Source organism: Lentzea sp. NPDC055074 (assembly GCF_053608005.1).
Genome location: NZ_JBSGUQ010000034.1, coordinates 1 through 25,359 on the forward strand (window position 1 = coordinate 1; position 25,359 = coordinate 25,359).

Below are 25,359 nucleotides of genomic sequence, written 5' to 3' on the forward strand. Positions count from 1 at the left end.
CCCCTTTGGGGGGGCCGTTTTTTTTTTTTATACGCCACTGTGGTTTGGGTGCTGGGGGGGGGGGTTCACACCCCGACACGCTCTTCGTCGAGTTGACACCCCCACAGGCATGTGGCCCGCTCCTGGCGCGGCTCGTGACGAAGCCACCCCACCACCGCAACCAACCAAGGCAACAGCAAGCCGCCCAAAGCACCAGGCGTGCCATCTACCCGCGAACGGCGCCGGCCCGGCTTTTGATCAGATTGGCGGGGTCTGGGGCGGAGCTCCAGGAATCAGCGCGAGGACGCCAACGCAACCGGCCCACCTACGGACAACAAACAGGCACTCGCCAACGCAACAGGGAGACGGCAACCGAGGCGCGCCCAAGAAGACTTACGGAACGCCCAAGACCCACCATCCGGCCCAACCCCACACCCCCCATCCCCACCCAAACCGGACCACCCCCACCTCCCTGACCAGCACAAACCCCACCCGCCAAAGAAATCCACAAAATCCCCGAAAACCAGCGCAACGGCAGCCCCACAAGTGCGTCTATGTGGGTGTCGCAAGCAGCACAGCCGGGGAACGTTCGGGGCGGTCCAAGGCACAACGAGCAGCCTGCGGACAAAAGGGGAGCGAAGGGACGGCGGGGGCCTATCTTCGCGGCGAGGTGCGGCCGGACCGAACGGGAGAGCGGTCCGGCCGCACTGTCCATCAAGGCTTGCACTGTCTTCTAGCGACAGTCGTCAGAGGACCTGGATGGGCCAGCGCCACCAAGGCAACGTCCAGCGGCGGCAAGGCAATGGCCGGTCACGGCCTGCCGGAGGCGAGCACAGCAAGCCCGGCCGAGCAAGATCGACGCAGGTCAGCCCACCAGCGTCCAAAAATTGTCAGACCCCCGGAGCATCATCAACCGCATGAGGCAACAACCCCAGCGGGAGAGCTCACAGTGGATCACGTACTGGCCGGCGCCCTGCACGAACGTGTGTTCGCAATCCTCAGCCAGCTGGAATCCCCGGAAACCCACATCCTGGTCGAGTCCTGGCGCACCCTGCTGCGCCACCACGAACCAACGGAGAGCGGGGCCTGCAAAGCCTGCGGCCCACGCTGGCGCAGACACATGTGCTCGGTCTGGCGAGTGGCGGCCAAGTACTTCGCCAGCCCGGAACTGGTCAGAGCCAGCCCCAGAGCTAGTCCGGAACTAGAGCGACACTAGAGGCTCCTGGGCCGCAAGGGCCCCCTGAGGCGCTCTGAACACCGATCCGAACACCCAGAGGCGGCCAAGCGCCAAAAACCCGTCAGAAAGCTACTGAGCCGTAGTTCAGCTACTCCCGAACAAGCGACCGCTCCACAGGCCGATCCGCCGACTGATCCACCGACCGATCAACAGACCCAGGCCGAAGCCAGGATCAGACAGTCACACCGCGAGCGTTCAGCCAGGTCAACGGGTTGATCTTCTGGCCATCCGGGTTCCACACCTCGAAGTGCAGGTGCGGTCCGGTGGAGAACCCGCGGTTGCCCATGCGGGCGATCTGCTGACCGGCCTTGACGACCTGGCCCTCGCGGACACCGATCGTGTCCATGTGGCCGTACACGGTGATGGTGCCGTCGTCGTGCTTGACCCGGACCCAGAGCCCGAACCCGGAAGCAGGTCCGGCCTCGAGGATCACGCCGTCAGCGGCGGAGACGATCGGGGTGCCGATGGGGCCGGCGATGTCGATGCCGAGGTGCATGGTGCCCCAGCGGCCGCCGTAACCGGAGGTGAACTCGCCGGCGGCGGGGCGGACGAACTTCGGGCGCTTCTTCTCGGCCTCGACGGCCTCGCGCTCGGTGGTGAGCTGCTGGCTGCGCAGGAGCTTGGCGGCCTCGGCGGAGCCCTCGGACGTGGTCTTGGAGACCGCGAGGATCTGCGGGGCGGAGGCGGTGTCGCCACCCATGCCGTCGAACGTCGCGGCGCCGTCGGCGTGGTTCGCGAGCTGGACGTCCTTGCTGTCGTCCGCGGCGGCCTGGCCGATCTGGCCTGCGCCTGCCGCGGCGAACGCGCCTACTGCGACGGCGGCGACGACGATGCGTCCGCGAAGCGCCGACGGGGGTGGGGGGAGCCTGTGCGAGCTGACCGGACGCACGGATGCGCGGTCGACTGCCTCTTCAAGCGCAGCACTGCGTTCATGGCCGCCGGGGGAGCGGTGGTGACTCAAAGCTTGCCCTTCCGCCTTCGGGGAGCCTGATCGGGTGGACCGCCGGGCGGGGGATTCCCGGTGAGTCAGGATTCGGGGTTCTGACTCGGTGTCCTTCTGTGATCAGACCGTGACAACGGACCGGGGGACAGTAACGGCGGGGAGCCTCGGAGGGCAAACCCCAGTTCGTTATGTCCTTCCAATGGGCGGCGACCAGCGGGTTTCAACTGTCAACTGTGACCGTCGGTCACTCCGGGCGCCCGACACGCCTCTCCGCCAGCGGCGATGGGGTGAGTTGACAAGTCATCCGATCGGGTGATGGCCGTCACAACTACGTGAAGAGTCCTCGTGTCAACCGGCAAAGAAAGGTGACCTGAATCACGTATCTGGTGCTCTTCGACGAGTAATGACGAGTGCTCCAGCCGGGCGTTGCGCTGAGGCACTATGACCTGGTCCATCTCCGACCAGACCACGACGAAACGCGTGCGGCACGGGCGGCAGGGCTCGGCGAGCTCCGAGAGCAGCTCGGAGCCGGGCCGCAGCTGCTTGGTCAGCGGAGTCGGCAGCAGATAGGCGGCGAGGGTGCCGCTGTGCGGCGTCCCCAAGGTAACGAGTGAGCGAACGCGTGAGTCGCCGTGCAGCCGTTGTACGTAATACCTGGCAATGAGCCCGCCGAGCGAATGGCCGACGACGTGCACCTGATCGGATCCGGTCTGTTCACAGATCCGCTCGATGTGCGCGCCCAGCAGCGCGGCGGAGCGCCGGACGTCGCCGGTCAATGCGGTGAGCACGCTGTAGTTGATGGCGTGTACTACGCCGAAGCCCCGCCTTCGCAGCGCCCCCGACAGCACCGCGAAGGCGGAACGGTTGTCCCCGATGCCATGCACCAACACGATCGGGGTGCCCGCCGCGTCCATCGCCGAAACCATCAGGCCGCGCTGGCGCGGGGGCAGGCCGTCGGTGCGGTAGTGCCGGTACTGGCCTTCCGGCCGCAGCTGCTCGGTGATCGCGCCCCACGGGTAGAGCACCGCGTGGGCCGTCAGCCAGGCCGCTTCCATCGCGACCCCGCGCACGCCGCCGGGCGTGGCCATCGCCCGCAGCGCGACCTTCACTTCCTCCGCGACGTCACGGGCCGTGTGGACACCCCACCCCGCACGGTCGAGGGCCGCGTCTGTCAGACGCGTGATCCACGACCGGACGTTGTCGCTCATATGAGCGACGGTAAGTGATGAAGTCACGGGCTAGGAGTACCCGGCGACTGTTTTCCACATGCGAACGAATTTCGTCTTGATAGGCACACGCGACCACACACCTCTATTGCTAGGTTCGCCCGCGATGACTCGCACCGAGCTCGAGAACCAGACCCCCGCGGCCGCCCGGATCCGCACGTCGTGGGCCCTCGCCGCGGCGGGATCCGTCCTGCTGACCCTCGGCCCGCTGCTCGGCGTGGTCGACGGCGCGGACCCCGCCTTCACGTCGTGGCCGCTCCTCGCCCTGCTGGCGCTGTTGCCGCCGGTCGTCTCGGGTGTGCTGCTGATGCGCGGCCGCCCGTTCGTGGCGGCGGGACTGCTGGCCGCGGTCGGCGTCTTCGCGGTCGGCCGGCTGCTGAGCGACCTGCTGGTCGCCCTGGAGCCGATGGACGTGGCGCGCCCCGAGCTGTTCCGGCCGACCACCCTGCTCGCGGTCACGCCCACGGCGGGCGTGTGGCTGCTGGTCGCGGGGCACCTGCTGGTGATCGCCGGTGGAGCGTTCGCGTCCGGCCGCGCCGGAATGCCCGCGGACGAGTCCGAGCCCCCGACCTTCGTGGGCGTCCCGGTGGTGATCGCCGCGCTGGCGGGGATCGGGCTGCTGGGCAAGCCGTTCGTCTCCACCGACCCTTTCCAGCTCGACCGGGGTCCGTGGGACCTGCCCGTGCTGGGCCTGACCGGCGGCCTGCTGATCGCCCTCGCGGTCCCGCTCGCCACCGCCCTCTCGGCCACCTCGCCCGACCCGGACACCCGCCAGGGCGGCACGATCGGCGTGACGCTGGCGCTGCTCGCCGTCGTGGTGCCGTGGCTCGCGGCCGGCACCCTCGCGCCGGGCCTCGGCATCAGTTCGGGTCCGGTGACGGCGCTGGTCTGCGCGATCGCGCTGCTCGGCGCACCTCACCTCGGCCGCGCCCTGCGAGTGCTGGGCGGCGGGCGTGACGAGACGCGTGACCCCGCACTGCCGTCGCTGCGGCGCATGCACGTCATCACCGGCGCCTTCGCCGTCGCCGCCGCCGTGTCGATGCTCGTCGGCGCGCTCCTCCCGCAGCTCACGCTCACCACCGGCGGCGCGGCGCCCGACCTGGCGACCGTGAACCTGCTGTGGGCGGCCGGACTCGCGTTCGGCGCGATCGGACTCCTCCTGTTCGTGCCGTCCACCGCCGCGGTGGTGCGTCCGGCACTGGTGGGCGGCTTTTTCGCCATGCAACTCGCCGCGGCGGGCACCACCGAGTCGGTCCTGGCGGCGAGTCAGGTGGGGGTCGCGCAGCCCGGCGCGGGCTTCTGGCTGATGGTCGTCGAACTGCCGCTCGGTCTGCTGGCACTGGTCTGCTCGGGCCTCGCGGCCGCGATCGAGCGGGAGAACGCGGGCGAGTTCGAGCGCGAGCAGATGCCGGTGGCCGAACTGGGCGCCGTGCTGCTCGCGGGGCTCTTCGCGATCGGCGCCTTCGTCCTGCCGACCATGCGCGCCGACGGGTACACGTCACCGACGCTGCTCCCCGACACCGATCCCGCGGTGTTCACGACGCTGCTGATCTCCCTCATCGTGCTGATCGTCACCCTCGCGCTGGTGAACAGGTCGAGGCCCGCTCGCGGTGCCGCGACCCTCGCGGGTCTCGCGCTGCTGCTCGGCGTGCGGGTGCTCGAACTGCCGCTCACGGGCGGTCGTGTCGAGGGCGCGGTGGCCGCTCCCGGCACGTGGCTCGCGCTGGCGTCGCTCGCGGCTCTTCTGCTCGCGGCCGGCTTGATGGGTGCTCGTTCGACCCGCTGAAACGTGACTCGCACGCGCTTTTCCTTATATCGCGCGCGTGTGCGTGATCGACCTCACCGCCGTTGAGACCGACCTCACCGGTGGTGACGTGCGAGCGGTACCCGCAGGTCGATAGTGTCTGGGCCCAGCCGCGTCAAGTGGGTTCGCTTGGCCCCTTGAGGACCACCCAGGCGCGGTGTTGTGTTCCGACACCGACGTCGCAGGAGACCCGAGTGGACCTGTACGAATACCAGGCGAAGGACCTCTTCGCCGCCCACGGCGTCCCGGTACTGCCGGGCGATGTGGCCACCAACCCCGCCGACGCCAAGGCCATCGCCGCGAAGTTCGGCCAGGCCGTCGTCGTCAAGGCCCAGGTCAAGACCGGCGGCCGCGGCAAGGCCGGTGGTGTGAAGCTCGCTTCCACCCCGGAGGAGACCGAGGAGAAGGCGACCGCCATCCTCGGCCTCGACATCAAGGGGCACATCGTTCACCGCGTGCTGGTGACGCCCGCCTCCGACATCGCGGAGGAGTACTACTTCTCCTTCCTCCTCGACCGCGCCAACCGCACCTTCCTCGCCATGGCGAGTGTCGAGGGCGGCATGGACATCGAAGAGGTCGCCGCGACCAAGCCCGAGGCCCTCGCGAAGATCGCCATCGACGCCATCAAGGGTGTCGACGTGGCCAAGGCCACGGAGATCGCGGACGCCGCGAACTTCCCGGCCGAGGTCAAGGACCAGGTCGTCGACACCATCGTGAAGCTCTGGGAGACCTTCGTCTCCGAGGACGCCACGCTGGTCGAGGTCAACCCGCTGGTCCGCGACCCGCAGGGCAAGATCGTCGCGCTCGACGGCAAGGTCACGCTCGACGAGAACGCCGACTTCCGCCACCCGGCCCACGCCGAGCTGGTCGACAAGGCGGCCGAGAACCCCCTCGAGGCCAAGGCCAAGGAGAAGGGCCTCAACTACGTCAAGCTCGACGGCGAGGTCGGCATCATCGGAAACGGTGCCGGTCTGGTCATGTCGACGCTGGACGTCGTCGCGTACGCCGGTGAGCAGTACGGCGTGAAGCCCGCGAACTTCCTCGACATCGGTGGCGGCGCGTCCGCCGAGGTCATGGCCAACGGCCTGGACGTCATCCTCGGCGACGAGGCCGTCCGCTCGGTCTTCGTCAACGTCTTCGGTGGCATCACCGCGTGCGACGCCGTCGCCAACGGCATCGTGAAGGCGCTGGAGATCCTCGGCGACTCGGCCACCAAGCCGCTCGTCGTCCGCCTGGACGGCAACAACGTGGAGGAGGGCCGCGCGATCCTCGCCGAGGCCAACCACCCGCTGGTGACCGTTGTCGACACGATGGACAACGCGGCCGCCAAGGCCGCCGAGCTCGCGGCTGCGGGGGTCTGAGTCAGATGGCTATCTTCCTCAACGAGAACAGCAAGGTCATCGTCCAGGGCATGACCGGTGCCGAAGGCACCAAGCACACCAAGCGCATGCTCGCGTCCGGCACGAACATCGTCGGTGGCGTGAACCCGCGCAAGGCGGGCGAGAAGGTCGACTTCGACGGCACCGTCCTCCCGGTCTTCGGCACCGTCAAGGAGGCCATGGAGGCCACCGGCGCGAACGTGACCGTGATCTTCGTCCCGCCGGCCTTCTCGAAGGCCGCCGTGGTCGAGGCGATCGACGCCGAGATCGAGCTGGCCGTCGTCATCACCGAGGGCATCCCGGTGCACGACACCGCCTACTTCTGGGCGCACGCCGTCGCGACGGGCAACAAGACCCGCATCATCGGCCCGAACTGCCCCGGCATCATCAGCCCCGGCAAGTCGAACGCCGGCATCATCCCCGCGAACATCGCGGGCAGCGGCAAGATCGGCCTCGTGTCGAAGTCGGGCACGCTGACCTACCAGATGATGCACGAGCTGCGGGACTTCGGTTTCTCCACCGCGATCGGCATCGGTGGCGACCCGATCATCGGCACCACGCACATCGACGCCCTCGAGGCCTTCCAGGCCGACGACGAGACCGTCGCGATCGTGATGATCGGTGAGATCGGCGGCGACGCCGAGGAGCGCGCGGCCGCGTACATCAAGGACAACGTGACCAAGCCGGTCGTCGGCTACGTCGCGGGCTTCACCGCTCCCGAGGGCAAGACCATGGGCCACGCCGGCGCCATCGTCTCGGGCTCGGCGGGCACCGCTCAGGCGAAGAAGGAGGCCCTCGAGGCCGCCGGCGTCAAGGTCGGCAAGACGCCGTCCGAGACGGCCGACCTGATGCGCGAGATCATGAAGGCGCTCTGAAAGTCTGACGTTTCAGGCACGTAGAGCAACGCGAGGACCGGATTCCGAGTACTTTCGGAGTCCGGTCCTCGCTCGTATGGCGGAACCGGCATGATCGGCCCAACGTCTTAGTGGCGGGTGGCAGAGCACTGCTAGCGTCAATCGACGCACCCTGGTTTGAGGAGGAGACCTCGACATGTCCGTGCCTTACGGCGCACCCCAACAGCAGCCGCCGGGTCCGGCACAGCACCAGGCACCGCCGCCGGCCCACGGGGCCCCCGGCGCCAACAACATCAACCTGGCCCTGATCCTCCCGCTGGTCGCGGCGGGTCTCGGCCTGGTGGCGTACCTCGTCGCGTTCGCGGACGACGTCAGCAGCGGCAACGTGGTCTACCTGCTCGCCGCGGGCCTGCTCGCCGGCCTCTCGGTGCTCCCGAGCACCCCGAAGGGCTTCGTGCCGGTCGCGGCGGTCCTGGCGGCCGTGCAGACGCTGCTGCAGCTGCAGGGCGTCATCAAGTCGCCGTCCGTGCAGGGCCTCGACATCGTCCTGCTCATCGTCGCGTTGCTCGAGACGGCCGCGGTCGTGCTCGCGTTCCTGCTGGCCGAGGGCATCGTGAAGTTCGAGCCGAAGCCGGCGAACCCGTACGCGGGCCAGCCGCAGCAGCAGCAGGGCCAGCCGGGTGGCTGGAACCCGCAGTCCGGTGCGTTCCCGCAGCAGGGCCAGCAGGGTCAGCAGGCCCCGCAGTCCGGCGCGTTCCCGCAGCAGGGTCAGCAGGCCCCGCAGCAGCCGTCGTTCGGCCAGCAGCAGCAGTTCGGCCAGCAGCCGCAGCAGCCCGCGCAGCCGGGTCAGCCGCCGCAGCAGACCAGCTTCATGCCGCAGCCGGGCCAGTTCGGCTCGCCGGGCACGCCGCCCGGCGGCTTCGGCGGACCGCAGCAGTAGGGTCCGCTCACCGTTCGACCTCAGGGGTGGTGCCGGTTCTCCGGCACCACCCCTGTCGTATGACCCGGCGTGCCTGCCTCGAATGGCCCAGCCGGCCTGACACAGTGGAGAAGTGCCCGTGCTGCAACGCGATGTGACCCGCGAGGTCAACACCGTGCGCCCACCGGAGTTCTCGCGGTCCGAACGCACGCGGGTGCTCGTCGCCGCCGCGGTCGGTTCGGTGGTCGTCGGATACGCCGCGGTCGCCGCGGTCCTCGCGCTGGTCTCCGCGACCGCCACGTACGCGGACTTCTCCACGTCGGGCGTGCTCAGCGCGGCCGCGCCCGCCTGGCTGGCGGCCCACCACGTGCCGTTGCGCTTCGAATCGGGCCAGCTCGGCGTGCTGCCGCTGCTGCCCACCGCGTTGCTGATGCTGCTGATCGGCCGCACCGCCGCGGGCACCGCCGACCGCCTCGGTCTCTACGAACCGCTGCAGGTCCGCGGTGTCGTGCTCAGCATCGCCGGATCGCACGCCGTCGTCGGCGGGGCGATCGCGCTGGTGATGGGCGACGGTGTCGTGCGCGCCACACCGGCTGTCGCGTTCTTCGGCTGTGCCGCGGTCTCCGGTCTCGCTGCCACGCTCGGCGTCGCCCGCCGATGCGGCCTGTACGAGGTGGTCTTCGACAAGCTCGACCCGGTGGCGCTGCACGGACTGCGCGCCGGGTTCATGGCGTTGTTCGCGCTGGTCAGCGTCGGCGCACTCGCGGTGGCGGCCGGTCTTGCCGCCTCGTGGCCGCGCACCAGCGAGCTCTTCGCGGGCGCCGGGGCGTCGTTCGGCGTCGGCCTCGGCGTGTTCCTGCTGTGCCTCGCCTACCTGCCGAACGCGATCATCGCGGGCTTCTCGTACGTCGCGGGCGCCGGGTTCTCCCTGGGCGGCGTCGAGGTCACGCCGTTGAAGTTCGTCGGCGGTCAGGTGCCCCCGGTGCCGCTGCTGGCGGCCATGCCGGAGAGCGAGTTCGGGTGGAGCCCCGCCGTGCTGGTGGGTGGTCTGGTGCTCGGCCTGGTCGTCGGCTGGACCTGCCGCAAGGTGTCCGACCGGCCGACCTCGCGGTTCCGCGCGGTCCTGGTCGCCGCGGTGACGGCGGGCGTCGGCAGCCTCGTGCTCGCCGCGACGGCCGGGGGACGGCTGGCTGGTGGCGCGTTCGACCCCGTGACGATCCCAGCGGGCCTGCTCGCACTGGCCGTGGCGCTGTGGGTGCTGGTGCCGGGCGCGCTGGTGGCCTGGCTCGCCGGCCACCGCGGGAAGGCCGCGGTGGCGGCGGCGGGTGCCTCCGAGTTCGTCGAGCCGGACTACGACGAGGACGCCGCCGACGACCCGGACGTGGTGTTCGAGGACGACGAGCTCACCGACCAGTTCGAGCAGCTCGAAGTAGTGGACTCGGACGAGTTCGAGGTCGATGAAGATCTCGAGGACGACGACTACTACGACGAGGACGAGTACGACGGCGAAGAGCCCGAAGACGTCGAAGACGTTGAGGACGAAGAGGAAGACGACGCCGAACCCGAGGCCGCCGAAGACCCCGAGGAAGACCCCGGGGACGAAGAGGACCTCGAAGCGGAGTTCGACGAGATGCTCGGCATGGAGGCCGAGGAGGACCTGGACGGCAAGCCGGGACGGTGACGTCATAGGCTGCTCCTGAGCTGCTGCAACGACCAGGAGTAGACGCTGAGCACCGAACTTCGGCTTCCCACACCGGCGCGCGTCGTCGTACTCGTCTCCGGTTCCGGAACCCTCATGCAGGCCCTGCTGGACGCCGACCTCCCGATCGAGGTCGTCGCGGTCGGCGCCGACCGCGAGAACATCGAGGGCCTCAAGCGCGCCGAACGCGCCGGGGTGCCCCACTTCGCCGTCAAGCTGCGCGACCACCCCGACCGCACGGCCTGGGACGCGGCGCTGACCGAGGCGGTCGCGTCGTACGAGCCCGACCTGGTCGTGTCCGCCGGCTTCATGAAGATCATCGGCGAGAGGTTCCTCGCCCGCTTCGGTGGCCGGATGATCAACACCCACCCCGCGCTGCTGCCGTCCTTCCCCGGCGCGCACGCCGTGCGCGACGCCCTGGCCTACGGCGTGCACGTCACCGGATCGACGGTGCACCTGGTCGACGCGGGGGTCGACACGGGGCCGATCCTCGCGCAGGAGGCCGTGGTCGTCGAACCCGGCGACACCGAGGACACCCTGCACGAACGCATCAAGGTCGTCGAACGCCGGCTGCTCGTCGAGACAGTCGGCCGGCTCGCCCGCGAGGGCTGCACCGTGAACGGACGAAAGGTGAGCATTCCGTGAGCACTCCTGCCGAGAGGCGACCGGTCCGCCGGGCCCTGATCGGGGTCTCCGACAAGGCCGGCCTGCTGGAACTGGCCACCGGCCTGCACGCGGCCGGAGTCGAGATCGTGTCCACCGGCGGCACCGCGAAGGTGCTGGCCGACGCGGGTGTCCCCGTGACGAAGGTCGAGCAGGTCACCGGGTTCCCCGAGTGCCTCGACGGCCGCGTGAAGACGCTGCACCCGCGCGTGCACGCCGGTCTGCTGGCCGACCTGCGCAAGGACTCGCACGTCCAGCAGCTGCGCGAGATGGACATCGCGGCGTTCGACCTGCTGGTCGTGAACCTGTACCCGTTCACGCAGACCGTCGCGTCGGGTGCCTCGCAGGACGACTGCGTCGAGCAGATCGACATCGGCGGCCCCGCGATGGTCCGCGCGTCGGCGAAGAACCACGCCAACGTCGCGGTCGTCGTCGACCCGGCCCGCTACGACTGGGTGCTGGAGAACGTCCGCGAGGGCGGCTTCACCATGACCGACCGCCAGCACCTGGCCGTGGACGCGTTCCGCCACACCGCGTCCTACGACGTGGCCGTCGCGTCGTGGATGGGCAACGTGCTGGCGCCGGACGACGAGGGCAGCGGCTTCCCGGGCTGGGTCGGCGCGACCTGGAACCGGTCGAACGTCCTGCGCTACGGCGAGAACCCGCACCAGAGCGCCGCGATCTACACGCAGGGCGACGGCCGCACGGGCCTCGCGTCGGCGACGCAGTTGCACGGCAAGGAGATGTCGTACAACAACTACCTCGACGGTGACGCCGCGTGGCGTGCCGCGTGGGACCACGAGCTGCCCTGCGTCGCGATCATCAAGCACGCCAACCCGTGCGGCATCGCGGTGTCCGAGCTGAGCATCGCGGACGCGCACCGCAAGGCGCACGAGTGCGACCCGGTCAGCGCGTTCGGCGGCATCATCGCGGCGAACCGCGAGGTCACCGTGGAGATGGCCGAGTTCGTCTCGGAGATCTTCACCGAGGTCGTCATCGCCCCGTCCTACGAGGACGGTGCCATCGAGGTGTTGCAGCGCAAGAAGAACGTGCGCATCCTCGTGGCCAACGCCCCCGCCCGCGGCGGCGCGGAGATGCGTCCGGTGTCCGGTGGCCTGCTGCTGCAGCAGCGCGACGCCATCGACGCCGCCGGCGACTCGCCGAAGAACTGGACCCTCGCGTGCGGCACGCCCGCGGACGAGAAGACGCTGGCGGACCTCGAGTTCGCGTGGCGCGCCATCCGCGCGGTGAAGTCGAACGCGATCCTGCTGGCGAACGACGGCGCGACCGTCGGCGTCGGCATGGGCCAGGTCAACCGGGTCGACTCGTCGATCCTCGCGGTGAAGCGCGCCGGTGAGCGGGCCAAGGGCGCAGTCGGTGCCTCGGACGCGTTCTTCCCGTTCCCGGACGGCCTGGAGGTGCTGCTGGAGGCCGGCGTGCGCGCGGTCGTGCAGCCCGGTGGTTCGGTGCGCGACCCGGAGGTCATCGCGAAGGCCGAGCAGGCGGGCATCACGCTGTACCTGACGGGCACGCGTCACTTCGCGCACTGACGCTCGTTGCTGGGAGAGGGGCCGCTTCCGTCGGGGGAGCGGCCCTTTTCGTCAGAGCTCGCCGATCATCTTCTCGGCGACGCCCTTCGCGGCGGCTTCGAGCTCCGCGAGATCGGGCTTCGTGGTGGCGAACAGGCCCGCGTCCCAGCCCGAGTGGTCGCCCTCGACGACCATCTCGCCCTTGCGCACGATGAGCGGCATCTCGGTGAACGCCGACTTCGTCTCCACGAGGACCACCACGGCCTCGGACGCGTTCCCGCACAGCGAGGGCAGCTTGTCGGCGCGCTTGCTGCTGCCGCCCTTGTTCACGTTCAGGTGGACCACGAGTCCGGTCACGATTCACTGTTTCCCCAGTTCGCGGTGCTCATCGGGTCGCTGCGGACGACCATCCGGACACGTGTGGCCGTGTCCACCAAAAGGGTGACGGTCTGGCGTTGACACAGGGGTGTGTGCACGCGCTACGATCATCTCGTTCGTTCGAACAAGAGTTCGAATAAGCAAGTCGCCGAACTTCCCTCGGCGGCCGTGCACAGGGGTGCGCACGGTCCGTGAAGGGAGGTGGGTGGAGTGTCCAGGTCGGCAACGGCGTCGTTGGCCGCGCTCGGGGTGAACCCGGCCAGCGAGCTGACCAGCACCACCACCGACCACGCCACGGGGCGGGTCCTGCCGGTTCGCGGGGAACTGGCGGGCCTGCTCCCGTGGGGCGGCTTGCGGCGTGGCAGCACGGTGTCGGTGGGCGGATCGACATCGTTGCTGCTCGCCCTGCTGGCAGGGGCGACCGCGGACGGCTGTTGGGCGGCCGTGGTCGGCCTGCCGCAGCTCGGAGTGCTGGCCGCTGCCGAACTGGGTGTCGCCGTGCAGCGGCTGGCGCTCGTTCCGCACCCCGGCTCCGACCCCGGCCCGGTGATCGCGGCCCTGCTGGACGGCGTCGACCTGGTCGCCGTCGCCTGCCCACTACCTCCTTCCCTCGCGCGTCGCCTCACGGCCCGCGCTCGTCAACGTCGTGCGGTGCTCATCGCCTTCGGCTCGTGGCCCTCGGCCGACGTCGAGCTGACGGCGGAGTCCGTTGGCTGGAACGCCCTGGACGACGGCGCGGAAACGTTGCGGCGTCAGCAGATCAGCGTGCGCAGCGGCGGCCGCGGCTCGGCCGGGCGCGCCAGGCAGGTGCTGCTGACGTTCGGCGAGGAAGAGATCGAGCTCCCCCTGGTGGCCGGTGGACCGGCCCGTTCCGACGAGCCGGCTGATGCCGGTCCGGAGCGGTCCGACGAACTGGCCACCAGGCGGGCGGAAGCAATCGAACGCCTGGTCAGGCTCGCGCGCAAGGGTTCCGCCACGTGAAGGACACCCGTCTGATCGCGGTCTGGTGCCCCGACTGGCCCGTCATCGCCGCCTGCACCGCCACCGGCACCGCGCCGCACGTGCCGGTGGCGGTCGTCGACGGCAACGAGATCGTGTCCACCTCGGCCGTGGCGCGGGCCGAGGGCATCCGCCGGGCGATGCGCAGGCGCGCGGCCGAGGCCATGTGCCCCGAGCTGATCACCTTCGAGCACGACCCGCAGCGCGACGCCCGGTTCTTCGAGCCGGTGGCGGAGGCCGTCGAGGAGCTCGCGCCCGGCATCGAGGTCGTGCAGCCGGGGCTGGTCGCGGTGCCGGCGCAGGGCCCGGTGGGGTACTTCAAGTCAGCGGAGCAGGCCGCCGAACGGATCGTCGACCACATCGCCTCCCGCACCGGCACGGAAGCCCAGGTGGGTCTGGCCGACAGCCTGTTCGCGGCCACGAAAGCCGCGCACCGCAACGTGATCGTGCCGCAGGACCGGACCGCGGAGTTCCTCAGGCCGTTGGGGGTGCACGAACTCGACGCGCCCGAACTGGTCGACCTGCTCAGGAGGCTCGGGCTGAAGACGCTCGGCGCGTTCGCGGACGTGCCGGAGAACGCGGTGGCGACCAGGTTCGGCGGGCCGGCGACGCGGCAGCACCGGCTCGCGCGCGGGTTGCCGGAACGTCCGCTCGACAAGCGCAGGCCCGCACCCGAGCTGGCGGTCACCGAGACCTTCGACGAACCGGTCGAGCGGATCGACGCGGCCGCGTTCGCCGCGAAGCTCCTCTCGGAACGGCTGCACGAGAACCTCGCGGCCCGCAGCCTCGCGTGCACGCGGCTCGGCATCCACGCGCGCACCGAGACCGGCGAGGAGCTGCACCGGGTGTGGCGGGCCGCGGAACCGTTGACACCACGGGGAATCGCGGACCGCGTGCGCTGGCAGCTCGACGGCTGGCTCACCCGCGAACGCCTCACCTCCGGCATCCGCACGCTCACCCTCGAACCGGTCGAGGTCGTCGACGGCACCGCGCTGCAGCTGGGGTTGTGGGGCCACGACGACGAACGCGCGGTGCGGGCGTTGCTGCACGTGCAGGGCCTGCTCGGCCCGGACGGCGTGCTCACCGGCGTCATCGACGGCGGCAGGGGGCCGAGGGAGCAGGTCAGGCTCGTGCCGTGGGGTGACGAACGGGTTCCGTCGAGGAACCCGGACCACCCGTGGCCCGGCCGGCTCAGCAGAGCACCCGCGACGCTCGCCGACGACCCGGCGGAGCTGAAGGACGAGACGGGCGGCGAGGTCGGCGTGACCGGCCGGCTCGAACTCACCGCACGGCCGAAAAAGCTGATCGTCAAAGGAAGAACGCGCGAGGTCACCGCGTGGGCCGGGCCGTTCCCGGTCGACGAGCGGTGGTGGGCACCGGATCCGCACCGGGCCGCGCGCATCCAGGTGCAGACGGACGACCAGGCGTTCCTGCTGATCCGCAGGGACCAGAGGTGGTTTCTGGAAGGGGTGTACGACTGATGCAGGACGACTACTGGGATCTGCTGGAGACTCTGATTCCGTTGCCGCGCAGGGAGATCGATGGGCTGGAATAACCCGCCGGTCCGCTGGAGGGACCTGGAACGGGCTCTGTCCGGCAAGCCCCACGAGCAGAAGCCCGACGGCGGTGACGGTCCGGGGTGGGGAAGACACCGCGACCGGTACACCGCTCCGCCGGGGTTCCAGCTGCGCGCGGACGAGATGGCGGCCACCCGCAAGCGCGTCCCGTACGCGGAGCTGCACTGCCACTCCAACTTCAGCTGGCTCGACGGCGCGAGCCACCCCGAGGAACTGGTCGAGGAGGCGCAACGGCTCAAACTCGACGCCATCGCGATCACCGACCACGACGGCATGTACGGCGTGGTGCGGTTCGCCGAGGCGGCCAAGGAGCTGGGCATGCACACGGTGTTCGGCGCCGAGCTGAGCATCGGACTGAGCAGGCCCGCCAACGGTGAACCGGATCCCGAGGGCGACCACCTGCTTCTCCTCGCACGCCAGCAGGAGGGCTATCACGCGCTGTGCCGCACGCTCACCACCGGACACCTGGAGGAGGGTGCCGAGAAGGGCAAACCCGTCTACGACATCGACCAGATCATCGCCGACACCAAGGGTGACGTCGTCGTGCTCACGGGCTGCCGCAAGGGAACCGTGCGCAGGGCGCTGGTCAGAGAAGGCCCCGAGGCGGCGTTCGAGGAGATCGTCAGGCTCACCGACCTGTTCGGCAAGGGGCGTGTCCACGTCGAGCTGACCGATCACGGCCTGCCCGAGGACAGCCGGCGCAACGACATCCTCAACGCGATGGCGCAGAAGCTGCAACTCCCGGTCGTGGCAACGAATGCCGCGCACTACGCGACCCCGAGCCGGGGCAGGCTCGCCGCCGCGATGGCCGCCGTGCGCGCGCGAAGCAGCCTCGACGACATGGCCGGTTGGCTGCCGCCGTCACCCGCCGCGTTCCTGCGCAGCGGTGAGGAGATGTTCCACCGCTTCCGCCGTTTCCCCGGTGCCGTGCACAACGCCGCGTTGCTCGGCATGCAGCTGGCGTTCGACCTGCGGCTGGTCGCGCCGAAGCTGCCGCCGTTCGACGTGCCGGACGGCCACACCGAGATCACGTGGCTGCGTCAGCTCACCTTCGAAGGTGCCCGGCGCCGGTACCCCGACGGCGACGAGAAGGCGTTCGGGCAGATCGAGCACGAGCTGAGGATCATCGAACAGCTCGGCTTCCCCGGCTACTTCCTCGTCGTGCACGACATCGTGGACTTCTGCAAGCGCAACGACATCCTCTGCCAGGGCAGGGGGAGCGCGGCGAACTCCGCGGTGTGCTTCGCGCTCGGCATCACCAACGTCGACGCGGTCCGGTTCGACCTGCTCTTCGAACGGTTCCTCGCCCCCGCCCGCGACGGCCCTCCCGACATCGACGTCGACATCGAGTCCGACCGGCGCGAGGAGGTCATCCAGCACGTCTACTCCAAGTACGGGCGCCGGCACGCGGCGCAGGTCGCGAACGTCATCACCTACCGCGCCCGTTCCGCGGTGCGCGACATGGCCCGCGCTTTGGGGCACTCGCCGGGCCAGCAGGACGCGTGGAGCAAGCAGATAGACAGGTGGGGCCCGCTCGGCACCACCACGGACGACTGCGACATCCCGCGTGACGTGCTGGAACTGTCCGCGCAGCTGGAGAACTTCCCGCGCCACCTCGGCATCCACTCCGGCGGCATGGTGATCTGCGACCGCGCCGTCAGCGAGGTGTGCCCGGTCGAGAAGGCGCGCATGGACAAGCGCACGGTCCTGCAGTGGGACAAGGACGACTGCGCGTCCATCGGCCTGGTGAAGTTCGACCTGCTCGGCCTCGGCATGCTCTCCGCGCTGCACTACGCCATCGACCTGGTCCGCGACCACGAGGGCGTCGAGGTCGACATGGGCAAGATCGACCTGGCCGACCCCGCCGTCTACGAGATGCTGCAGAAAGCCGACTCCGTCGGCGTCTTCCAGGTGGAGAGCCGCGCGCAGATGGCGACGCTGCCGCGCCTCAAACCGCGCACCTTCTACGACCTGGTCGTCGAGGTCGCGCTGATCAGGCCGGGCCCGATCCAGGGCGGCTCGGTGCACCCGTACATCCGGCGCCGCAACGGGGTCGAGAAGTGGGACTACGACCACCCGTTGCTGGAGAACGCCCTTCGCAAGACGTACGGCGTGCCGTTGTTCCAGGAACAGCTCATGCAGATCGCGGTCGACGTGGCCGGCTTCACCGCCGCCGAGGCCGACGAACTGCGCCGCGCGATGGGCGCCAAACGCTCGACCGCCCGGATGGAACGCCTCCGCGACCGCTTCTACGAGGGCTGCGCAGCCCAGGGCATCAACGAGGACCTGGCCGGCCGCATCTACGCGAAGCTGCTGGCGTTCGCCAACTTCGGCTTCCCCGAAAGCCATGCCCTGTCGTTCGCGCACCTGGTGTTCGTGAGCGCGTGGTTCAAGCTCTACTACCCGGCGGCGTTCTGCGCGGCCCTGCTCAGGGCCCAGCCGATGGGCTTCTACTCGCCGCAGTCGCTGGTGATCGACGCCCGCCGCCACGGCGTGACGGCACACGGCCCGTGCGTGAACCGTTCCCTGCCCTGGGCAGGCCTGGAACCGCATGAGGGCGCGCAGGCCGTCCGCCTCGGCCTCTCCGCCGTCCGCGGCATCGGCGACGCGGACGCCGAGCGAATCGTTGCGGCACAACCGTTCCGAGACATGGAGGACTTCGGCACCCGAGTGCAGCTCACCGCAGCACAGGTGGAGGCGCTGGCCACCGCAGGCGCGTTCTCCTGCTTCGGCCTGGAACGTCGCGAGGCACTCTGGGCGGCAGGCGCCGTGGCCGCCATCCGCCCCGATCGCCTGCCCGGCACCGTCGTCGGCGTCGACGCCCCGGCGTTGCCGGGCATGGACGACGTGGAACTGGCCGTCGCGGACGTCTGGGCCACGGGCCTGTCCCCGGACAGCTTCCCGACCCAGTTCGTCCGGTCCACTTTGGACTCGATGGGCGCACTGCCGGTGGAGTCGCTCGCGTCCGTCGAACCCGGTACACGCGTGCTGATCGGCGGCGCGGTGACCCATCGGCAACGGCCGGCGACGGCGGGCGGGGTCACGTTCCTCAACATCGAGGACGAGACGGGGATGGTGAACGTCGTGTGCTCGCCGGGGTTGTGGGCGCGGTACCGGAGGGTGGCTCGGGGGAGCGGCGCGATGCTCGTGCGGGGCGTGGTCGAGTCGGCCGAGGGCGTGGTCAGCCTGCTGGCGGACCGGTTGCAACACCTGGACCTGCGGATCCCGTCGAAGTCACGGGACTTCCGCTGAGTTCCCCTGCCAGGATTCGAACCTGGTCCTCCCGCGTAACAGTCGGGCGTGCTGCCATCAGCACTTCAGAGGACACGGTGGAGCGGAGGATGCAGGATTCGAACCTGCGCAGCGCTCGCGCGCTGACCACTGTTTTCGAGACAGCTGCCTTACCGGGCTCGGCCAATCCTCCCCAGGACGCGGAGGGCGCGCGGATCGAACGCGCGCCAGACACAGCTGGACCTCGGATTAGCAATCCGGTGCCTTACCACTCGGCCAGCCCTCCCTTGCCCTGCGATACCGGTGCGCCCTGAAAGGCGCCTTTCCGTCGGATGCCCGCGAGTCGAACGCGGTGTGTCCTCATCCCAAATGAGGTGGGTTGCCGTCTCCCTCGCACCCGGAAGTACCCCTGCCAGGAGTCGAACCTGAATCTCGGCGTTCGTAGCGCCGCACTCTCTCCATTGAGCTACAAGGGCAAGAATTGCACAACAAACAAAGAGAACCGCCCTGATCGGTTTCCCGATGGGCGGCTCCCTGTGTGGCTTCGATGCTCATGCCACTACAAGGAGCTCACCTGCGAAAACGGTCGCGAGGAGCCGGGACGCCGCGATGAGTGCAGGCACGCGACAGCGCTGCGGAAGCTGCTGCCTCGCATCTCCTGGCTCGTCATGACTGTCCCCTTCGGCTTGGTGTGTGACATGAGTATTGCGGGCGCAAGAGGCGCCCGTCAATCATTTTTCTAAAAGCGGTCGTAAGTCATGAACGAAACTCCGCTCTCGAACAGTCGCGCATCGGTGCGCTGGAACTTCCTGATGTCGGCTTTCCCGTCGAACAACGGGATGCCGCGCCCGAACACCACGGGGTGGATCTTCAACAGCAGCCGGTCGATCTCGGGCAGCAGCTCGGCGGCCAGCTTGCCGCCGCCGCACAGCCAGATGTCGAGGCCGTCCTCCGCCTTCAGGGCGCGCACGCGGCCGACGACGTCCTCGCGGATCACCTCGACGTCGGACGGCGTGCCGGTGACCTTCGTCGACACGACGAACTGGCGCAGGTGCGCGTACGGCGAGGCCAGGCCGCCGGGCACCTGGTAGGTGTTGCGGCCCATCAGCACCGTGTCGAAGTGCTGGTTCGGCGCGTCCGTCAGGCCGAACGGCTCGCGGATCTGGGTCGGCAGCGTCTCCGGGTAGTGCTCGTTGATGCCGGCCATGTGGTCGCCCTCGTAGACGAACCCGTCGAAGGTCCCGTCCTCGGCCGCGATGAATCCGTCGAGCGTCACTGCCACGTAGTAGACGAGCTTTCGCATCACTGAACCCCCTGGGATCTCGTTCAACCACGACAACTGTAGTACTATGTCTGTAGTGGTTGTCAAGGAGGCATCGTGGTCCGGAACGAGGCACGGCGAACTGCTCTGTTGGACGCGGCGATCGACGTCCTGGCGCAGGAAGGCGCGCGGGGGCTGACCTACCGCGCGATCGACGCGAAGGCCGCGACACCCGCGGGTACCGCGTCGAACTACTTCGCGAACCGCGACGAGCTGATGTCGGAGGTCATGACGCGCGTGCACGCCCGGCTCATGCCGTCGGACGAGTCGGTGGCGGAGTCGCTGTCGCGCCCGCGTGACCGGCAGCTCACGGTCAAGTTCATGCACGACATCATCAAGCGGGCGGACGCCGACAAGGCCTGCTACCTCGCGATGATGGAGCTGAGGCTGGAGGCCACGCGCAGGCCGGAGATCCGGCGGGCGCTCACTAAGACGATCGCCGACAACATCGAGGCCAACGTCGCGTTCAACGAGGACTCGAAGCTGCCGGGCGACCGCATGACCGTCGTCTCGCTGTACTTCGCGATGACGGGGTTGATCTACGAACGGCTGACGCTGCCGGACGTGGTCGCGCCCATGGACCTCGACGAGCTCGTCGAGGTCATGGTGGACCGCGCTATCGGCTGAGCGGGCCGCCGGTGATCGTCAGGGCGACGGCGATCACCACGACGCCCAGCGTCGAGTACAGGAACGCGTCCATGCCGCGGCCGCGGATCTTGATCAGACCGGCCTGCTCGTCGGTCACGAGGATCCGCAGCACCGCCGCGACCAGCAGCGCCACGCCGAGCAGCACGGCGCCCTGCCGCCAGTGGTACTGGAAGGTCCGCACCAGCCCGAGCACGCCGATCCCCAGCACCAGCGCGAACGGCAGGTGCTTCGCGGGGCCCGAGCGCCAGCGCTGTTCCGGCATGAGCGCCTCGGCGTCAGACCGCTTCATGGGCGCGCTCGGCGGCTTCGACGGTGTTGGTCAGCAGCATCGCGACGGTCATCGGGCCGGAGCCACCGGGGATCGGGGCGAGCCAGCCGGCGACCTCGCGGACCTCGGGGGCCACGTCGCCGACGAGACCGGCCTCGGTGCGGGTGATGCCGACGTCGACCACGGCCGCGCCCGGCTTGACCATGTCAGCGGTGATCAGGCCCGGGCTGCCAGCGCCGGCGATCACGATGTCCGCGCGCCGCACCTCCGCCGCCAGGTCCTTCGTGCCGGTGTGGCACAGCGTCACGGTGGCGTTCTCGGTGCGACGGGTCAGCAGCAGGCCGATCGGGCGGCCCACGGTGACGCCGCGGCCGATGACGGTGACGTTCGCGCCCGAGATCGGCACGTCGTAGCGGCGCAGCAGCTCCACGATGCCGCGCGGCGTCGCGGGCAGCGGGGCCTCCTCGCCGAGCACGAGCTTGCCGAGGTTGACCGGGTGCAGGCCGTCGCCGTCCTTGGCCGGGTCGATGCGCGCCAGGATCGCGTTCGCGTTGAGGTGCTTGGGCAGCGGCAGCTGGACGATGTACGCGGTGACCTCGGGGTTCGCGTTCAGCTCGTCGATGACGGCCTCGAGCTCCTCCTGCGTGGTCGACTCGGGCAGGTCGCGCCGGATCGACTTGATGCCGACCTTCTCGCACGCGCGGTGCTTGCCCTTGACGTAGGAGTGCGAGCCGGGGTCGTCGCCGACCAGCACGGTGGCCAGGCCCACGGAACCGGGCAGCGCGGCGACCCGCGCCTTCAGGTCCTCGAACAGCGCGTTCCGGGTTTCGTTGCCGTTGAGCAGCGTCGCAGTCACGCCTTCATCCTCCCACTGGGCAGCGCGGCGACGCCCACCGACACCAGCGTGAGCGCCACGCCGATCGCCGTCGGCAACGCCAGGTGCCCGCTCACCGCGTCGAGCAGCACGGCACCGATGAGCTGCCCGGACACGCCGCACAGCCCGACCATCAACACGCCGATGAACCGCACCGACGTGATCGCGCCACCGACACCGACGATGCCCAGCAACCCGCCGAGGTACAGCCACCAGGCGGACGGGAAAGCGCCGGGCACACCGTTCCACGCCACGGCGTTGACCAGCGTCAACGCGACCGTGCCCACGCTGAAGTTCACCAGGATCGTCGCCATCGAGTTGGCCGCGGCCTCGCGCACCAGCCCGTTCACCGCCTGCTGCCAGCCCATCAGCAGGCCCGCGACCAGCGGCAGCACCGCGAGCCACAACGCGCCCGGCGACGTGAACTGGTGCGACACCGCGACCGTGACGGCGATAACACCGACGGCCGCGCCGACGACACGTGTCTTCGTAATCGGCTTCGACTCGCCGGGCCCGACCCCGAGGTTGTCCATGACCATGCTGCTCACGACCTGCCCGATCACGACCGCGACCGTGAACACCGCCACACCGATGGTCGCGACCGCGAGCCCCTGCGAGCCCACGAGCACCGCGCCGCTGATGCCGCCGACGCATTCCCACCAGCGGATGCGGCGGTGCCTCAGCGCGTCCCGCAGCCGCAGCAGGCCGTCCCGTCCGGACCGTCGCGTCAGGACGACCGCGAGCAGCACGAACCACCCGCCGGCGAAGGAGATCAACGCCGCGAGCAGGCCGTTGCCGAGCTCCTGCGCGAGCGATCCGTTGACCCGGGCCTGGACCGCGATGGCCACTCCGCCCGCCGCCGCCAGCAGACCGCCGGTCACCTGCGCGGACCGCGTCACATCGCCTCCAGACAGACCAAAAGTGTTCTTGATCAGCTTTAACCTTGCACGTCCACCGCGTTATGGTCGGGCCTCCACCGTTCGGCGCAGTGGCGGGGGACGTGTGCGATCCGGCGAGTTGCGGGGGAAGATGTTGGCGTGTCCGAGCCGAAGCCGTTGAACCCTACCGAGCAGGACGCTCTGGTTAAGCAGATCGGCCTGACTCTGATGCGGGCCGCACCAGAGGACTGGCGCAGTGTGATCGCGCAGTACCGCGCCACCGGCCGGTACTTCGAACTGGAGGCCGAGCTCCGGCTGCAGGACGGATCCAAGCGCGCGTGGGCCGTGCCCCAGGAGGTGGCCTCGCTCTTCGCGCGGCTGCGGGCCGGCATGCACCGCGAGGGCCGGGGCAGCTGGACCAACGCCAGGTACCAGCTCGATCACCCCTCCAGCTACAACCTCGACTTCGACCGCGCGGAGCCGAGCTGGCAGACCCCACCGCCGCAGCAGGCCTACGTCGACGAGATGCGGTTCTTCCCGCGCGCCGAGGAGAACGTTCCGGACTGGTTGCGCCGCAGGCTGAACCCGCCGACGCCGGTGTTCCGCACGGTCCGCGTCTTCGACGGCGCCGGACCGAACGGTCGTCCGTCGGTCAACCGCCCGCCGGTGCCCGAGCCCGAGGTCGCGCCGTTGCTCGCGTACCTGTCGAACGCGCCGGTCGCCGTGGCCGGTCGTGGCTTCGACAACGACGTGCTGCACCCGGACGCGCCGCCGGTCGTGCCGTCCGGGTTCCAGACGGACGGTGCGTGGATCTGGCCCGCCGGGGTCTCGTACTACCTGCGCAAGTACGGCGTCCCGCCCGAGCCGGAGCTGGTGGAACGGGCGCGCGCCGCCGGGTTCACCCTGCCCGAGGTCAGCGAGGAGTCGAGGCTCGGCGCCGCCGCGAACCTCGGTGCTCCCGCCGCGCCTCCTGGCACCGTCGTGCCGGCGCCGGTCGAGCCCGAACCGGAGCCCGAGCCCGAACCCGCCGCGGACGCGACGCAGTTCGTCGCCGCGCCGAAGTTCGACGCCGCCCCCCAGTTCGACCCGGCCCCGAAGTTCGACCCCGCTCCGCAGCACGAGCCTGCTCCGAGGCATGAGCCCTCTCCGAAGTTCGAGGAGGAGGCGGAGGAGGAGTACGACTTCGAGCCGATGTACCCCGAGCCGCGTGCGGTCGAGGTCACGGCCGAGCAGCCGCAGGTCGCGCCCGAACCGCTGCCGGTCCGCGACGACCTCGGCGAGACGCTCGCGGTGGCCGCGCCCCCGCTGTCCGGCGACGGTCCTCCGTACCGGGTGGTCTTCGACTCCGACGGCGTGCCCGACACGATCGACGAGCGGACCCTGCGCGACACCTACGGCGCGGGTATGGACCTCTTCGCCCCGCACCCGAGTGATCTCGCGGAGCCCGAGGCACCGGAGCCCGTCCGTCCGCCGGAACCGGTCCGGCCGCCCGCGCCCGTCCGGGAGAGCGCGCCGGAGATCGTCCGGCAGCCCGTCCGCGAGGTCGCTCCCGAGCCGGTCGAGGAGTTCGTTCCCGAGAAGTCGAACGAAACGGCCGTCGAGGACGAACACGAAGACGTGGACGTTCCCGAGGAACCCGAGATCCCCACCGCCGGGCCGGACGAGCCCGAGCTCCTCACGCACCACCGCGACGCCGAGCTCACGGACCACCTCGACGCCGAGACCGAGGAACGTCCGCGCGACGCCATGCAGGACACGATGGCGTGGAGCCCGGTCCTCGACGAGCCGCTGGAGAGCCCGTCCGAGGTCACCGAGGAGCACCCGGTCGTCGAGGTGGCCGAGGACGAGCCCGACCTCGCGCCCGAGGAGGAGATCGAGTCCACGACGTCGTTCGAGGCGCAGCTCGACTCGCACTTCGAACCGGAGCGGGAGCAGGAACCCGAGCCGCTGCCCGTGGTCGTGGCCCCCGCGCCGACGCGGTCCGAGGAGACCACCCAGTTCGACGCGGCGCTGTTCAACGAGCCCGAACCGGAGCCGGAACCCGAGCCCGTGCCGGAGCCCGAACCGGAACCGGAGCCCGAGCCGGTCAAGCCGCCGCGGCAGGTCACGCAGGAGGAGGACCGCGAGCTGGCGGGCACCCGCCGAGCGCTGGACGACCTCAACGTGCCGCACGGCGTGTTCCGGATCGGCGGCGAGCCCGCCGACCGCACCTGGACGCTGCGCCTCGACGGGGACAGCTGGGAGGTCAGCTGGTTCGACCACGGCCCGAAGAACCCGGTGCGGTTCGACAAGGTCGAGGACGCGTCGGCGTACCTGATCGGCAGGCTCGTGCTGGGCAACTTCCGCACGGTCCCGCCGCGGGCGCCCCAGCCGCCGCAGCGGCCGATGACCAACGGCTTCCGCGAGGAGCCGCGCCGTCCTGTGCCGCCGCAGCAGCGCCCGCCGATGCCCCCGCAGCAGGCCCAGCCGATGCCGTCACCGGCGGCCGCGCCGACCCAGGTGCAGCAGGTCCCGCCACCCGCACCGCAGCAGGCCCCGGCCCCCTCGCCGGTCGCCGCCGCCGTGGCGCAGGAGGAACCGTCGAAGCGGAAGTTCCCGATCTCGCCGCTCGCGGGTGAGCCGCCGCTGACGTTGTTCCGCCACAAGCAGATGTTCGAGCTGCCGGCGGGCACCGAGGTCGACCGCTACGGCGACCAGAGCGGCAACCTGGTCTACGTGGCCGGCACGCCGTTCCCGGAACGCAGCCTCGTGCCGTCGTGGATCAACCGCCCGTACCGCGTGTACCGGTTGCGCCGCCCGCTCGAGGTGCTGACCGGCGTGGCCGTGCCGTGGTTCGAGCAGCCGGGCGGCGGCACCGCCTACCTGCTGCCGAAGTCCGTCGACGAGATGGTGGCCGACGGCGTCCTGGTGGAGATCACGGGCTCGAACGACAAGTAGCTCCAGACGGACAACG

19 protein-coding genes and 4 tRNA genes are annotated in these 25,359 nt (G+C 70.0%); 12 read left to right on the plus strand and 11 right to left on the minus strand.

What is annotated here, in order from left to right; all coding sequences use genetic code 11:
• Positions 1-1,388 precede the first annotated feature (1,388 nt).
• Both ACWF7A_RS42795 and ACWF7A_RS42800 read right to left on the minus strand, forming a co-directional pair.
• Positions 1,389-2,105, minus strand: coding sequence for a M23 family metallopeptidase (locus ACWF7A_RS42795; RefSeq protein ID WP_452256196.1), 717 nt, complete (start codon positions 2,103-2,105; stop codon positions 1,389-1,391).
• Positions 2,106-2,386: 281 nt separating this feature from the next.
• Positions 2,387-3,367 carry an esterase/lipase family protein gene (locus tag ACWF7A_RS42800; protein ID WP_452256197.1) on the minus strand — a complete coding sequence of 327 codons (981 nt, stop codon included), beginning with the start codon at positions 3,365-3,367 and terminating at the stop codon, positions 2,387-2,389.
• A gap of 124 nt (positions 3,368-3,491) precedes the next feature.
• On the opposite strand from ACWF7A_RS42800, the gene ACWF7A_RS42805 reads away from it, so the two are divergent.
• The 7 genes from ACWF7A_RS42805 (at position 3,492) to purH (ending at position 12,253) form a co-directional block, all read left to right on the plus strand.
• The gene (locus ACWF7A_RS42805) at positions 3,492-5,171 is read left to right on the plus strand and encodes a hypothetical protein (RefSeq protein WP_452256198.1); all 1,680 of its coding nucleotides are present in this window, start codon (positions 3,492-3,494) and stop codon (positions 5,169-5,171) included.
• 212 nt (positions 5,172-5,383) lie between these two features.
• The gene (sucC, locus tag ACWF7A_RS42810; protein WP_089915033.1) at positions 5,384-6,550 is read left to right on the plus strand and encodes an ADP-forming succinate--CoA ligase subunit beta; all 1,167 of its coding nucleotides are present in this window, start codon (positions 5,384-5,386) and stop codon (positions 6,548-6,550) included.
• 5 nt (positions 6,551-6,555) lie between these two features.
• Complete coding sequence (gene sucD / locus ACWF7A_RS42815; RefSeq protein ID WP_452256199.1) at positions 6,556-7,443, plus strand: succinate--CoA ligase subunit alpha; 888 nt, start codon at positions 6,556-6,558, stop codon at positions 7,441-7,443.
• Between the two features lie 175 nt (positions 7,444-7,618).
• Complete coding sequence (locus ACWF7A_RS42820; RefSeq protein WP_452256200.1) at positions 7,619-8,362, plus strand: DUF5336 domain-containing protein; 744 nt, start codon at positions 7,619-7,621, stop codon at positions 8,360-8,362.
• A 118-nt stretch (positions 8,363-8,480) separates the two neighbouring features.
• Entirely contained in the window at positions 8,481-10,022 is a 1,542-nt protein-coding gene (locus tag ACWF7A_RS42825) for a cell division protein PerM (protein WP_452256201.1), read from the plus strand.
• Positions 10,023-10,067: 45 nt separating this feature from the next.
• Entirely contained in the window at positions 10,068-10,685 is a 618-nt protein-coding gene (gene purN, locus ACWF7A_RS42830) for a phosphoribosylglycinamide formyltransferase (RefSeq protein ID WP_452256241.1), read from the plus strand.
• The gene (purH, locus tag ACWF7A_RS42835; RefSeq protein ID WP_452256202.1) at positions 10,682-12,253 is read left to right on the plus strand and encodes a bifunctional phosphoribosylaminoimidazolecarboxamide formyltransferase/IMP cyclohydrolase; all 1,572 of its coding nucleotides are present in this window, start codon (positions 10,682-10,684) and stop codon (positions 12,251-12,253) included. Before purN ends, purH begins: the two co-directional genes overlap by 4 nt.
• A 51-nt stretch (positions 12,254-12,304) precedes the next feature.
• Here the strand turns inward: purH and ACWF7A_RS42840 are convergent, their stop codons facing one another.
• Positions 12,305-12,589, minus strand: coding sequence for a hypothetical protein (locus ACWF7A_RS42840; RefSeq protein ID WP_452256203.1), 285 nt, complete (start codon positions 12,587-12,589; stop codon positions 12,305-12,307).
• 231 nt (positions 12,590-12,820) lie between these two features.
• On the opposite strand from ACWF7A_RS42840, the gene ACWF7A_RS42845 reads away from it, so the two are divergent.
• From ACWF7A_RS42845 to ACWF7A_RS42855, 3 genes are read left to right on the plus strand one after another with little or no spacing between them, the layout of a single operon-like run.
• The gene (locus tag ACWF7A_RS42845; protein WP_452256204.1) at positions 12,821-13,591 is read left to right on the plus strand and encodes a hypothetical protein; all 771 of its coding nucleotides are present in this window, start codon (positions 12,821-12,823) and stop codon (positions 13,589-13,591) included.
• On the plus strand, positions 13,588-15,090 hold the full coding sequence (locus ACWF7A_RS42850) for a DNA polymerase Y family protein (protein ID WP_452256205.1): 1,503 nt from the start codon (positions 13,588-13,590) through the stop codon (positions 15,088-15,090). The genes ACWF7A_RS42845 and ACWF7A_RS42850 overlap by 4 nt, the downstream gene beginning before the upstream one ends.
• A 60-nt stretch (positions 15,091-15,150) precedes the next feature.
• Positions 15,151-18,438 carry an error-prone DNA polymerase gene (locus ACWF7A_RS42855; protein WP_452256206.1) on the plus strand — a complete coding sequence of 1,096 codons (3,288 nt, stop codon included), beginning with the start codon at positions 15,151-15,153 and terminating at the stop codon, positions 18,436-18,438.
• Position 18,439: 1 nt separating this feature from the next.
• Here the strand turns inward: ACWF7A_RS42855 and ACWF7A_RS42860 are convergent.
• The 5 genes from ACWF7A_RS42860 to ACWF7A_RS42880 form a co-directional block, all read right to left on the minus strand.
• Positions 18,440-18,511, minus strand: a tRNA-Asn gene (locus ACWF7A_RS42860).
• A gap of 10 nt (positions 18,512-18,521) precedes the next feature.
• A tRNA-Ser gene (locus tag ACWF7A_RS42865) sits at positions 18,522-18,610 on the minus strand.
• Positions 18,611-18,618: 8 nt separating this feature from the next.
• Positions 18,619-18,703: transfer RNA gene (locus ACWF7A_RS42870), tRNA-Ser, on the minus strand.
• A gap of 118 nt (positions 18,704-18,821) precedes the next feature.
• Positions 18,822-18,893: transfer RNA gene (locus tag ACWF7A_RS42875), tRNA-Arg, on the minus strand.
• A 263-nt stretch (positions 18,894-19,156) separates the two neighbouring features.
• The gene (locus tag ACWF7A_RS42880) at positions 19,157-19,720 is read right to left on the minus strand and encodes a dihydrofolate reductase family protein (protein WP_452256207.1); all 564 of its coding nucleotides are present in this window, start codon (positions 19,718-19,720) and stop codon (positions 19,157-19,159) included.
• 75 nt (positions 19,721-19,795) lie between these two features.
• Between ACWF7A_RS42880 and ACWF7A_RS42885 the strand changes: the two genes are divergently transcribed.
• Entirely contained in the window at positions 19,796-20,365 is a 570-nt protein-coding gene (locus ACWF7A_RS42885; protein ID WP_452256208.1) for a TetR/AcrR family transcriptional regulator, read from the plus strand.
• On the opposite strand, the gene ACWF7A_RS42890 is transcribed toward ACWF7A_RS42885, so the two are convergent.
• The 3 genes from ACWF7A_RS42890 to ACWF7A_RS42900 are packed head-to-tail and all read right to left on the minus strand — an operon-like array spanning position 20,355 to position 22,427.
• A complete protein-coding gene (locus ACWF7A_RS42890; protein WP_452256242.1) occupies positions 20,355-20,648 on the minus strand; it encodes a DUF3017 domain-containing protein in 294 nt (97 codons plus the stop codon). The genes ACWF7A_RS42885 and ACWF7A_RS42890 overlap by 11 nt on opposite strands.
• A 13-nt stretch (positions 20,649-20,661) precedes the next feature.
• Positions 20,662-21,510: a bifunctional methylenetetrahydrofolate dehydrogenase/methenyltetrahydrofolate cyclohydrolase gene (locus ACWF7A_RS42895; RefSeq protein ID WP_452256209.1), complete on the minus strand. Its 849-nt coding sequence runs from the start codon at positions 21,508-21,510 to the stop codon at positions 20,662-20,664.
• Positions 21,507-22,427, minus strand: a complete 921-nt coding sequence (locus ACWF7A_RS42900) for a DMT family transporter (protein ID WP_452256210.1) — start codon at positions 22,425-22,427, stop codon at positions 21,507-21,509. The genes ACWF7A_RS42895 and ACWF7A_RS42900 overlap by 4 nt, the downstream gene beginning before the upstream one ends.
• A gap of 138 nt (positions 22,428-22,565) precedes the next feature.
• Here ACWF7A_RS42900 and ACWF7A_RS42905 point away from each other — a divergent pair, with 138 nt between their 5' ends.
• The gene (locus ACWF7A_RS42905; protein ID WP_452256211.1) at positions 22,566-25,343 is read left to right on the plus strand and encodes a TNT domain-containing protein; all 2,778 of its coding nucleotides are present in this window, start codon (positions 22,566-22,568) and stop codon (positions 25,341-25,343) included.
• The last annotated feature ends 16 nt before the right edge of the window (positions 25,344-25,359 follow it).